11 protein-coding genes are annotated in these 11,968 nt (G+C 58.9%); 6 read left to right on the top strand and 5 right to left on the bottom strand.

Going from position 1 to position 11,968, the window contains the following annotated elements; genetic code table 11:
* Positions 1-27 precede the first annotated feature (27 nt).
* Entirely contained in the window at positions 28-228 is a 201-nt protein-coding gene (locus TU81_RS03380; RefSeq protein WP_038983272.1) for a YbdD/YjiX family protein, read from the bottom strand.
* 15 nt (positions 229-243) lie between these two features.
* Positions 244-2,301, bottom strand: coding sequence for a carbon starvation CstA family protein (locus TU81_RS03375; protein ID WP_048393372.1), 2,058 nt, complete (start codon positions 2,299-2,301; stop codon positions 244-246).
* 434 nt (positions 2,302-2,735) lie between these two features.
* Here TU81_RS03375 and TU81_RS03370 point away from each other — a divergent pair, with 434 nt between their 5' ends.
* Both TU81_RS03370 and TU81_RS03365 read left to right on the top strand, forming a co-directional pair.
* A complete protein-coding gene (locus tag TU81_RS03370; RefSeq protein WP_038983270.1) occupies positions 2,736-4,097 on the top strand; it encodes a cache domain-containing protein in 1,362 nt (453 codons plus the stop codon).
* Positions 4,098-4,130: 33 nt separating this feature from the next.
* Positions 4,131-4,763, top strand: coding sequence for a response regulator (locus TU81_RS03365; protein WP_008015035.1), 633 nt, complete (start codon positions 4,131-4,133; stop codon positions 4,761-4,763).
* A 7-nt stretch (positions 4,764-4,770) separates the two neighbouring features.
* On the opposite strand, the gene TU81_RS03360 is transcribed toward TU81_RS03365, so the two are convergent.
* A complete protein-coding gene (locus TU81_RS03360; protein WP_048393369.1) occupies positions 4,771-5,295 on the bottom strand; it encodes a transporter suffix domain-containing protein in 525 nt (174 codons plus the stop codon).
* A gap of 194 nt (positions 5,296-5,489) precedes the next feature.
* Between TU81_RS03360 and TU81_RS03355 the strand changes: the two genes are divergently transcribed.
* The 3 genes from TU81_RS03355 to TU81_RS03345 are packed head-to-tail and all read left to right on the top strand — an operon-like array spanning position 5,490 to position 9,197.
* Positions 5,490-7,022 carry an efflux transporter outer membrane subunit gene (locus TU81_RS03355; protein WP_048393367.1) on the top strand — a complete coding sequence of 511 codons (1,533 nt, stop codon included), beginning with the start codon at positions 5,490-5,492 and terminating at the stop codon, positions 7,020-7,022.
* Entirely contained in the window at positions 7,019-8,158 is a 1,140-nt protein-coding gene (locus tag TU81_RS03350) for an HlyD family secretion protein (protein WP_038983267.1), read from the top strand. The genes TU81_RS03355 and TU81_RS03350 overlap by 4 nt, the downstream gene beginning before the upstream one ends.
* Positions 8,148-9,197 (top strand): DUF2955 domain-containing protein, encoded by a 1,050-nt coding sequence (locus TU81_RS03345; protein ID WP_048393365.1) that lies wholly within the window; start codon positions 8,148-8,150, stop codon positions 9,195-9,197. The genes TU81_RS03350 and TU81_RS03345 overlap by 11 nt, the downstream gene beginning before the upstream one ends.
* Here the strand turns inward: TU81_RS03345 and TU81_RS03340 are convergent.
* Together TU81_RS03340 and TU81_RS03335 are read right to left on the bottom strand one after the other, a co-directional pair.
* Entirely contained in the window at positions 9,187-9,507 is a 321-nt protein-coding gene (locus TU81_RS03340; protein WP_038983265.1) for a hypothetical protein, read from the bottom strand. The genes TU81_RS03345 and TU81_RS03340 overlap by 11 nt on opposite strands.
* Entirely contained in the window at positions 9,504-10,430 is a 927-nt protein-coding gene (locus tag TU81_RS03335; protein ID WP_048393364.1) for a helix-turn-helix domain-containing protein, read from the bottom strand. The genes TU81_RS03340 and TU81_RS03335 overlap by 4 nt, the downstream gene beginning before the upstream one ends.
* 160 nt (positions 10,431-10,590) lie before the next feature.
* Between TU81_RS03335 and TU81_RS03330 the strand changes: the two genes are divergently transcribed.
* Entirely contained in the window at positions 10,591-11,949 is a 1,359-nt protein-coding gene (locus tag TU81_RS03330) for a glutamine synthetase family protein (protein ID WP_038983727.1), read from the top strand.
* Positions 11,950-11,968 lie beyond the last annotated feature (19 nt).

Genomic DNA, 11,968 nt, shown 5'->3' with positions numbered 1-11,968 from the left:
AACTTCAGAATTGAGCTTTGCGATCAATCAACAACAGCGAGTCTGTCCATTCCCGCCTCCGTAACGAGCCTCCTGACGTTCGCGAAAGAACACCTCGTAGCTCATCACCGGCTTATCCGGGTGTTTGGTTTGCATATGCTCAACGTAAGTGTCGTAGTCAGGCATTCCAACCATCAAGCGGGCAGCCTGACCCAGGTATTTACCAAGGCGACTCAGGTCATTGAACATGGGCACCCTCCTCCATCAAGCATCCGGCAGAGCCTGGAATGGCGCTTCTTTATCCGTACGCTCTTTGGTGCCCCAGGCGGCGATACCAACCTTGAGCGCAAAGAACAGGATGCTGAACACCACGAGCAAAAACAGCGCGGTCAGCGTTGCGTTGGTGTAAGCGTTATAGATCACATGCTGCATCTGCTCGATGCTCTTGGCCGGCGCGAGGACCTGACCGTTGGCCAGGGCATCGCTGTATTTCTTCGCCAGTGCCAGGAAGCCGATTGCCGGGTTGGCGTCGAACAGTTTGATGAAGCCTGCGGTGGTGGTGCAGATCAGCAACCAAACCGCTGGCAGCATGGTCACCCAGACGTAGCGTTGGCGTTTCATTTTGATCAGCACGACGGTCGCCAGCATCAGCGCGATACCCGCCAGCATCTGGTTGGAGATACCGAACAGCGGCCACAAGGTGTTGATGCCTCCCAGTGGGTCGATCACGCCTTGGTACAGCAGGTAACCCCACATTGCCACGCAACCGGCGGTCGCGATCAGGTTGGCGGTCCAGGACTCGGTGCGTTTGAGCGCCGGCACGAAGGAACCGAGCAAGTCCTGCAGCATGAAGCGTCCGGCACGGGTACCGGCGTCGACCGCGGTCAGGATGAACAGCGCTTCGAACAGGATCGCGAAGTGGTACCAGAATGCCATGGTGTTTTCACCCGGCAGAAGTTGATGCAGGATCTGCGCGATACCGACCGCCAGGGTCGGTGCACCGCCGGCACGGGCCAGGATGGTGGTTTCACCGATGTCCTTGGCCACTGCTTGCAGCGCTTCCGGGGTAATCGCAAAGCCCCAACTGCTGACGGTCTGAGCCACCGAAACAGCATCCGAGCCGACAAGGGCTGCGGGGCTGTTCATGGCGAAGTACACGCCCGGTTCGATCACCGAAGCGGCAACCATTGCCATGATGGCCACGAAGGACTCCATCAGCATGCCGCCGTAACCAATGTAACGGGCATGGCCTTCACTGGCGAGCAGCTTCGGCGTGGTGCCGGAAGCAATCAGCGAATGGAAACCCGACACCGCGCCACAGGCAATGGTGATGAAAAGGAATGGGAACAACCCACCCTTCCATACCGGCCCGGTGCCGTCGATGAATTGGGTCAGCGCCGGCATTTTCAGGTCGGGCATGGTGATCAGAATGCCGATCGCCAGCGCAACGATGGTGCCGATCTTCAGGAAGGTCGACAGGTAATCGCGAGGCGCCAGAATCAGCCACACCGGCAACACAGCGGCCACGAACCCGTAGCCGATCAGCATCCAGGTAATCTGGATGCCGGTGAAGGTAAAGGCCTTGGCCCACACCGGGTCAGCGGCAATCTGTCCGCCCAGCCAGATCGAACCCAGCAGCAATGCCACGCCGATCACCGAGATTTCACCGATGCGGCCTGGGCGGATGTAGCGCATGTAAATGCCCATGAACATCGCGATCGGAATGGTCGCCATCACCGTGAACATCCCCCACGGGCTTTCGGCCAGGGCCTTGACCACGATCAGCGCCAGCACCGCGAGGATGATGATCATGATCAGGAAGCAGCCAAACAGCGCGATAGTCCCGGGGATGCGGCCCATTTCTTCACGGACCATATCGCCCAAAGAACGACCGTTGCGGCGGGTGGACAGGAACAGGACCATGAAGTCCTGAACCGCACCGGCCAGCACTACGCCGGCAATCAGCCACAGCGTACCGGGCAGATAGCCCATTTGCGCCGCCAATACCGGGCCGACCAGCGGCCCCGCGCCAGCGATGGCCGCGAAGTGGTGACCGAAGAGTACGTGTTTGTTGGTCGGCACATAGTCCAGACCATCATTGTTGAGTACGGCGGGAGTGGCTCGATTGGGATCGAGTTGCATCACCTTGGTGGCGATGAACAGGCTGTAATAGCGGTAAGCGACGAGATAGATAGCGACTGCTGCGACTACGATCCAGAGGGCGTTGATGGCTTCGCCGCGGCGCAGGGCCACGACACTTAGCGCAAACGCTCCCAAGACAGCCACGGCAAACCAGGCGAGGTGTTTAGCCAGACGGGGCATAGCGTGTCTCCTGCCGACAACCAGTGGCTGCGGCGGTAATTATTATAATTGTGTCCGCATTGCGGAGCGGGCCCAATATCCGCCCATGCTGTCGACAAATAAATCCGCGTTACTACGTACGTGGCGTCTACGTAGTTCTACGTAGACACCGCTGATCCGTCCGTTGAAATGCAAAACCTGTGGGAGCGGGCGTGGCGAGGGGGCTTGCCCCCGTTGGGCTGCGAAGCAGCCCCAAAAAATCTCTGATGTACCAAATATCTTGTGAGTGCTACGCACTCAAACGGGGGCAAGCCCCCTCGCCACAGCCCGCTCCCACAGTTTTTTGCGTTTCATGACGGCCGCAGGTCATTCCGTCCAGCACTGCTACTGGAGGCACGTATCTTTGGCATATGATGCCGGGCCTTCGCCTTCCATCGGTCTGGCCAGGAGTAGAGATGCAGCTCAAACACAAAATCGTCGCGCTCGGGATTCTGCCGCTGGTGTTGGCGATCGCGGTCATCTGCGCGCTGGTGATTTCCCTGAACCGCCAACTGGGTGATCAACAGGCGCAACTGATCGAAGACAGCATTCTGGCCAGTAAGCGCGCAGAACTGAAAAACTACGTCGAAATGGCGCAGAGTCTGATCGCGCCGCTGTACGACGACGGTCGGGGCGATGAGCGCGCGCAACAACAAGTGCTCGAAGAACTGCGCAAGCTCAGCTTTGGCATCAACGGCTACTTCTTCGTCTACGACCGCGAGGGCCGCAGTCTGATGCACGCGCGCCAGTCAGAGCTGGTGGGCAAATACCTGTGGGACATGACCGACCCTCACGGTTTACCCGTGATCCAGGCGTTGCTCAAAAGTGCGCAATCCGGCGAAGGCTTTCAACGTTACGCCTGGAACAAACCCTCTTCCGGCCAAGTGACCGACAAGCTCGCCTACGTAGTAATGCTGGATCGTTGGGGCTGGATGCTCGGCACCGGCATCTACCTTGAAGACGTCGAACACGCCACCCAACAAGCACGCGCCGAAGTGGCACAGGGCATTCGCAAAACCATGCTGGCGATTGCCGCGGTGGCCCTTGTGGCGGTGCTGTTTGTGTTCGCCAGCGGCATGACGCTGAACGTCAGCGAACATCGCCTCGCCGACAAGAAACTCCAGCGCCTGACTCAACGCATCGTCAGCTTGCAGGAGGAAGAACGGTCGCGGGTTTCCCGAGAGCTGCACGACGGCATCAGTCAGCTACTGGTGTCTATCAAGTTTCAGTTCGAACTGGCCAGCCATGTGCTGGAGAATGGACAAGACAAGGGCTTAAGCATTTTAAGAGACGCCACGGAGCGCTTGGGGGAAGCGATTGGCGAGGTTCGCAGCCTCTCTCACGACTTGCGCTCGTCGCTGCTCGACACCCTCGGCCTGCCGGCGGCGATTGGTCAACTCGCCGCAGAATTCGAACAGCGCAGCGGTCTTGTCGTGACCTTCGACGATAACGAATTCGACTGTCACCTGGTCGATGGCGCTGCCGTCTCGTTGTTTCGCATCGTGCAAGAAGGCCTGACCAATATCGAACGCCACGCACAGGCAAAAAACGTCATCATTACCCTGCACGGCTGTGAAAAGTCCGTACGGTTGACGGTGGTCGATGACGGTGTCGGTTTCAACGTCGCCCAGGTCGAACGTAGTCACGCTGGCATTGGCCTGCGCAACATCCGTGAACGTGTCGAGCATTTTGGCGGTCGATTCGACCTGACATCGATGCCGGGAAGAAGTGAGCTGGACGTGCTGCTGCCGATGAAACTGCCCGGTACAGAACGCTGACTCAACCCATAACAATTAGAGTGAATGCCTGCGATGAACCTGCCCTACCCGATCCGCGTCGCCCTGGTCGACGATCACTCCCTGGTCCGCGACGGAATCAAATCGCTGCTGGCGGTCATGGCGCAGCTGGAAGTGGTGGGAGAAGCCGAGAATGGCGTCGACGCCATCGAGATGGTCGGACGATGCCAGCCGGATCTGTTGCTGGTCGACATCAGCCTGAAGGACATCAATGGCCTCGAGCTGACGCGGTTGTTACGCAGTCAGTACCCGTCGCTCAAGGTGCTGGTGCTGAGCATGTATGACAACTATGAATACGTGAGTGAGTCCGTTCGCTCGGGTGCCAGCGGCTATGTGCTGAAGAACGCGCCTTCACGGGAAATCATTGCGGCGATCGAAGCCATTGTCAGTGGCGGGACGTTCTACAGTGCCGAAATCGCACAGCGGCTCATTGCCGATAAAAGTACCGACAACGAGCTGACTCCGCGCGAAAGCCAGGTGCTGTACAAAATGGCTCAGGGGCTGAACAACAAGGAAATGGCTCGCGAACTGGACATCAGTGTCCGGACTGTAGAAACCCATCGCCTGAGCATCCGTCGCAAGCTCAACATCGACAAACCCGCGGCCCTCGTAAAGTACGCGATCGATCACGGGATCATTTCGCGCTAGAGGCGATTCACACCGCACTCGTATTAACGACACGTGCCGTGCGAATAAACAACGCGCGTACCTTGTCCCAGAAATTTCCCCCAAGTACGAAAAAGCTGCCGATCAGCATGGCATCGCCCAGCGCCTGGAGCTGCCAGAGATTCGGTCTCAGCCCCGGCCAAAGAGTGTCTATGTAAGGTTCGAGAAATGCCGAGATCAGCGGCAGGCAAAACATTACAAGACCGATTCTATGGCGAGCCGGGCCTACTTCCACGTCTGTCGCCGGTGCAAGCGCGGAGACATAACCAAACAGGCTGCGCTTGAGTTGCTGAAAGCCGGCTTTGCCCATGATCGCAATCGCGAGAATCAACAGAATTTTGTTACTGATAAATAAAACGCCGGTCAGGGCCGCAATCTTTGAACCTGATACATCCGCCGCGGCAGCGAGAGGCACCATCAGCCACGATCCCAGCATCAAACAGATAATCGCGATGCCCACTTTGAAACGCCATCCGGTGGAGCTGGGTACATTGTCATCCTGAGGGTTGCTCATGGTCTTCTTAACCTTCTTTTCTGGCCGCAATTAATAGATCTTCAGAAGCGTAGCAGTTGGTCGATCCTATGATCATTCAACATGACCTTGTATTTGTCCGGGCTGTACTAACCTAAGCGAACCGGTAACCAACGCCATTTCAATGCCAGGGATGTTCGGATGACGTTTTCCCAAGATCTACTATCAGTGCACCGATGCTAACGCGCTCAGGTCCTCTGCTTCTATTGGTCGCCCTTGGCCTTGGCGGTTGTGTCCGTCTAGGGCCGGATTTTCAGCACCCGGGCGAAGCCTGGACAAAACTCTGGAGCAGCCCCGCGCTTGAGCAGGCCAGCCAACGAAGCCTGAATCCCGACCTTCGCCAGTGGTGGCAAGTGTTCGCCGACCCGGTCCTCGACGCGCTGATCGCCGAATCGGACGCGCACAATTCAGACCTGAAAATTGCCGGCCTTCGCGTCATGGAAGCCCGTGCGCGGTTGGGCATTGCGCAAAGCGGACGCTATCCGCAACTGCAACAGGCCAGCGCCGACAGCCTGTACTTCAACCGCCAGCAGTCCGGCGGCAACAACCCGCAAGACAGCCACTTCTGGCAACACAGCGCGGGCTTTGACGTTGGCTGGGAACTGGACTTCTGGGGGCGTTTCAGTCGAGCCATCGAGTCATCCGATGCCAGTTACTTTGCGGCTCAAGCCAACTATGAAGACGTACTTGTACTGCTGCGTGCTCAGGTGGCCGATACCTACTTTTCGTTGCGCACCACCGAAGCGCGTTTGCGCGTTGCCCGCGAAAACGCCCAACAGCAGAAGCGCAACTTTGAGATCACCGAGAAACTGTTCAACAGTGGCCAGAGCGCCGAACTCGACTTGCAACAAGCCAAGACCCAATACCTGGGCACCTTGAGCAGCATTCCGGATTTTGAGGCGCAAGTACTGCGCACCCGCAACGCGTTGGCCGTGCTGATCGGCCGGCCACCCAGTGCCCTGCCCCAATTGCTCGAAAATGAAGGGCTGATCCCGCTGGTGGACCAAGCCGTGCTGCAAGACGTGCCGGCCAACCTGTTGTTGCGTCGACCGGACGTGCGCGCCGCCGAGCTCAATGTCGCGGCCCAGTCGGCACTGATCGGTGTAGCGGAAACCGACTTCTATCCGTCGCTGACCTTGCTGGGCAGCATCGTCTGGACCACCGACACGTTGAGCGGCACCTCCAACAGCCTGGACCTGATCGGCGGCCCCAGTTTGCGCTGGAACCTGTTTGACCACGGCCAGATCAGCAACAACGTGCGTGTACAAGATGCGCGGTTACAGCAGCTGATTGAGGTTTATCGCGACAAAGTCCGCCAGGCCGCACGGGAGGCCGATGATGCCGCCGGCAGTCTGATCAAATCACTGGAGCGCGAGCGCATCCTGGGTGAAGCACAGATCGCCGCCGCGCGTTCGTTGAGCCTGGCCAGCACTCAATACCGGGAAGGTTACTCGGACTTCCAGCGCGTGCTGGATGCTCAACGCGCATTGCTCGAACAGCAGGACAACTACCTGCTGAGCCGCAGTAATGCGGTGAGCAACCTGATCGCCCTGTACAAAGCCCTTGGCGGTGGTTGGTACAGCGCCCAGACGACAGTCGATCAAGAAACTCGCCAGCAAATGGAACAACGCACCGACTGGGGTAACCTGCTGAATGAGCCGGCCCCTTCGCAAGCATCCTATCCTGTGCCAGAAGGTCAAAGCCGATGACTGAACCCTCGCCGCCCTCCACTGAGGCACCCTCCCCCAAGGCGCCAGAGCCTGCTGCCGATCCCGCAAAAAAGGGCATCAAATGGGTGATGCTGCTGATCGTATTGAGCCTGGCCTGGTACTTGTTGGCTGACCGGTTCACGCCGTATACGCAACAGGCTCGGGTGGGCGCCTTTGTCATTCCGGTGGCATCCGAAGTGGCCGGTCGGGTGATCCGTGTGAATGTGCGCAACAATCAGGACGTCAAAGCGGGCGATGTGTTGTTTGAAGTGGATCAGCAGCCCTATCAAATAGCCGTCGACCGCGCCCGCGCAGACCTGGAGTCCACACGCCGCCAGATCGGTGCCAGCACCGCCGGTATTGCTTCGGCTCAAGCCAATTTGCGCGCCGCCCAGGCCAATGAACTCAAGGCGCGACAGGACAATCAGCGTCTTGAAGGTTTGTACCGCGAAGACCCCGGCACCATTTCCGTGCGCCTGCTTGAGGTGTCTCGGGCCAGCCGTGAACAGGCCGTCAGTCAGGTCGCCGCAGCCCATGCCGAAGTCCAGCGGGCACGGGAACAGGAAGGCGGCAGCGAGGACGACAACGCGCTGTTGCGTAGCGCTGCCACGGCGTTGTCAAAAGCCGAACTGGACTTGTCCAACACGCAGATACGCGCACGGTCAGCGGGGCTGATTACCGATCTGCGCACCGATGTCGGACAGTTCGCCACTGCCGGCAGCCCGGTCATGACCCTGATTGCCATCCATGATGTGTGGATCAGCGCGGACATGACCGAAAACAACCTCGGCCTGGTCGAGGTCGACACCCCTGTTTCGATCGTTCTGGATGCCCTGCCGGGAAAGGTTTTCGACGGCCGTGTGCGCAGTGTCGGCTACGGCGTCAGCGTGGGGCAGACCACTGCGCCCGGCAGCCTCCCCAGTGTGCAGAACAGTCGTGACTGGCTGCGTCCGGCCCAGCGTTTTCCGGTGATTATCGAGTTTTCGGAGGAATCGAGGAAAACGCTGTTCGACAGTCGCGCCATCCGTGCCGGTGGGCAGGCTGAAGTGATGGCGTTTCCTACCGAAGACAATCCGCTGAATCTGCTCGGCCGATTGTTTGTGGGGCTGATGAGCTGGCTGAGCTATGCCTATTAAGGGCGCGCCTACTCAGCGCACGCCTCGTGTTCAACGGGCGTTGCGTCTCGCCACCGGCACGGCGCTGTGCCTGGCCATCAGCTACGGCCTGGCGCTGCCGATCCCCTTTATTTCGCCAGTGCTCGCCGTGTTGCTATTGGCCTCGCTCAATCGGCCTTTGCCATTCAAGGCCGGATTGATTCTCGCACTGGCTGCGATGTTAACCACTGGTGTCGGCCTGTTGTTGATTCCGATCCTGCGTTATTACCCGATTACCGGCGTGCTGCTGATTGGAGTCAGTTTGTTCCTGGCCTTTGGTTTTGGCCTGCGCGGCGGCAACACCTTGATCATGACTTTCCTGATCATTGGCCTGACCATGATTTCCTCGGCCGGCGTTGCCGATTTCGATCTGGCGATGATGGTCATTGGTGCCTTGGTCATGGGCTTGATCCTCGCCGTCATCGTCGTGGCGTTCAGTCATTGGTTGTTTCCCGACCCGGCCAATGCCCCCTCTCCACCCGCCGCCAGCGCTTTGCCTGCGCAGGAAGTGGGCCGGGTTGCACTGCGTGCGACCCTGATTGTTATACCGGCGTTCCTGTTGGCACTGATCGACCCGGCCAGCTACCTGCCGATCATTTTGAAAGCGGTCAGCCTTGGTCAGCAGAGTTCGACGACAACGGCGCGCAACGCTGCTCATGAACTGCTCGGCTCGACCTTCATGGGCGGGCTGTTGGCTATTATGTTCTGGTGCGCGCTCAGCCTGTTTGTGCACCTGTGGATGTTCTTTCTGTGGATGCTCCTGTTCGGCTTGCTGTTGGCACGCAAGCTCTATGCCCTGAGCCCGACCCGACAAACCCCGGGGTTCTGGCTCAACAGCCTGATCACACTGATCATCCTGCTGGGTCAATCGGTTCAGGACAGCCTTGCCGGGAAAGACGTCTATACCGCCTTCGTCGTACGCATGGGATTGTTTATCGCCCTCACGCTCTATGCCTTGCTGATGGTTCATTTACTCGATCGGCGGCAGCGCAATCCAGGCGTCACTCAGCTCACGGAGTGACCTGATAACCCCGTCCTTGCAGGCAGCCGTGATAGTGCTGTTTCACGTCCTCGACCGGCTCATAAAATTCGTCATGTTGACGTCCTCGTACCTCCGCATCCGGCGCCCCGGCAGCAGCATCCACCGCAGCACCCTCCGAGGGTGGCGGGCTTGAGGTGCTCTGGCTCGCCGTGACGTTGCTGCAATCACTTATATCCAGCTGGACTTGTTGCGAGTTCTGCCCGTTCAAGGGCACGACCGTTTCGGCTTGCACCTGCGTATAGACCATCGACATTAGGACACACAGGCTGAAAGACGATAACCGACTCATGATGACCTCCGACACGGTCCACAGTGTTTGCGGGCCAGCGTTTGGCTGGGAAGTTCCTGGAACAAGGCCCGATAACTGCTGGAAAACCGCCCCAAATGCCAGAACGACCAATCCATCGCCACTTGCGCGACCGTCGTTTCCCCGGCCGTTCGCCTGAGCAATTCGCGGCGCGCACTGTTGAGTCGACGCAAGCGCAGCCAATGCGTGGGTGTCATTGCGGTATACGCCTTGAACGCATGCTGCAACTGACGCAGCGAAACCCCGGCCACCTGGGACAGCTCCAGCAAATTGAGGGTTTCTTCCGGTGTATCGGCGGCCCATTCGGCGACGCGCTTCATGATCGTTCGCTCTTCCGCCCGACGCTGCAAACCTGCGCGATCCAGGCACACACAAGCGTTATCGAGGATGTACAAACAGTCCTCCAATAGTTGCTGGGTTAACGCCTCTTTGCTCGGCGGATCCAGCGTCTGCGTCAGCCGCGTCAACGTCCCACTCAACCAGCGGCTGAACAGTGCGTTCTGGCCTGAATTGAGCTGCGACATGAACAAACCTTCGAGCCGCGCCACGTCCAGGCCATGCCGCTGAACGAATTCCGGACCGAACACCACGGCGATCTCCTGGTAGTTCTCCGGGGTGATCCAGATGTTGCGGCTTTCACCGTTCAGCACGTACAGCGAGTTGTCGCTGCGATCGAAACAGAACGCCAGCGCGCCTTCCGGGGCGCTGAAATTCTGCTCGACGCGGGTGTTCATCTGTTCCTCGTAAATCTCTACGCCTTGCAGGTCCAGATAGCGCACCCGCCCGGCAAAATGCCCCGGAGACATCTGCTGATAGTGCTGCACCCAACCCGGTGTGGCGCGGATTTGCTCGGCCACGTCGGCGGTGTTGAACGCTTGAACCTGTAACGGATTGCACGCTGTCATGGGGCGCCTTACGCACTCTTTTGGTGCGCTTTGTGCTGTTTAAAGTGGATAGATGGAACGGCAAGGCTCACCCAAGATAGTCGTCAACGCGCCACAGGGGAAGTGTTCGGTGGATGAAGCCGCTTTCCCCGGCGTCAATAAAACCAACAACGAGGTCTTTATGAATGTCCCTTTCGATCAGCTGCTCACGTGGCTGAAAGATCACAAGATTACCGAGGTCGAGTGTGTGGTCAGCGACTTGACCGGCATTGCTCGCGGCAAGATTGCACCCACCAACAAGTTCCTGCATGAGCGAGGCATGCGCCTGCCGGAAAGTGTGTTGTTGCAAACGGTAACCGGGGACTTTGTCGACGATGACATCTACTACGACCTGCTCGACCCGGCCGACATCGACATGGTCTGCAAGCCCGTCGCCGACGCGGTTTACGTCATTCCATGGGCCATCGAGCCGACTGCCATCGTGATCCACGACACGTTCGACAAGTTCGGCAATCCCATCGAACTGTCGCCACGCAACGTCCTGAAAAAAGTCCTGAAGCTCTACACCGACAAAGGCTGGAAGCCGATTGTCGCGCCGGAAATGGAGTTCTACCTGACCCAGCGCTGCGAAGACCCGGACTTGCCGCTCAAGGCGCCACTGGGACGCTCGGGCCGTGCGGAAAGCGGTCGCCAGTCGTTTTCCATCGACGCCGCCAACGAGTTCGATCCACTGTTTGAAGACGTCTACGACTGGTGCGAGCTCCAGGGCCTGGACCTCGACACACTGATCCACGAAGACGGCCCGGCGCAGATGGAAATCAATTTCCGTCACGGTGACGCCCTCGATCTGGCGGACCAGATCACCGTGTTCAAACGCACCCTGCGCGAAGCGGCACTCAAGCACAACGTCACCGCGACTTTCATGGCCAAACCCATCGGTGACGAACCCGGCAGTGCCATGCATATCCATCAAAGCGTGGTGGACATCGCCACTGGCCAGCCGATTTTCGCCGATGCCGACGGGCAGATGAGTGAGCTGTTCCTGCACCACATCGGCGGCTTGCAAAAGTACATTCCCAAAGTGCTGCCGATGTTCGCGCCCAACGTCAATTCGTTCCGCCGCTTCCTGCCCGACACCTCGGCGCCGGTCAACGTCGAATGGGGCGAAGAAAACCGCACCGTCGGCCTGCGCGTACCGACCTCCACCCCGGACGCCATGCGCGTGGAAAACCGCCTGCCGGGCGCTGATGCCAACCCATATCTGGCGATTGCCGCGAGCCTGTTGTGCGGTTATCTGGGCATGGTCGAACGCATTGAACCGAGCGCAGCGGTACAAGGCCGCGCCTATGAACGCCGCAACCTGCGCTTGCCGATCACCATCGAGGACGCACTGACGCGCATGGAAGAGTGCGAAACCATCGAACGCTACCTGGGCAGCAAATTCGTGCGGGGTTACGTCGCGGTCAAGCGTGCGGAGCACGAGAACTTCAAGCGGGTAATCAGCTCCTGGGAGCGCGAGTTCCTGCTGCTCAGTGTCTAGTCCCCTGTGGGAGCGGGCT

Origin of the sequence: Pseudomonas lini (genome assembly GCF_001042905.1) — a bacterium.
Taxonomy (GTDB): domain Bacteria; phylum Pseudomonadota; class Gammaproteobacteria; order Pseudomonadales; family Pseudomonadaceae; genus Aquipseudomonas; species Aquipseudomonas lini.
The sequence above is the reverse complement of the archived record's forward strand: the minus strand, read 5'-3'. Positions and strand labels throughout refer to the sequence as shown.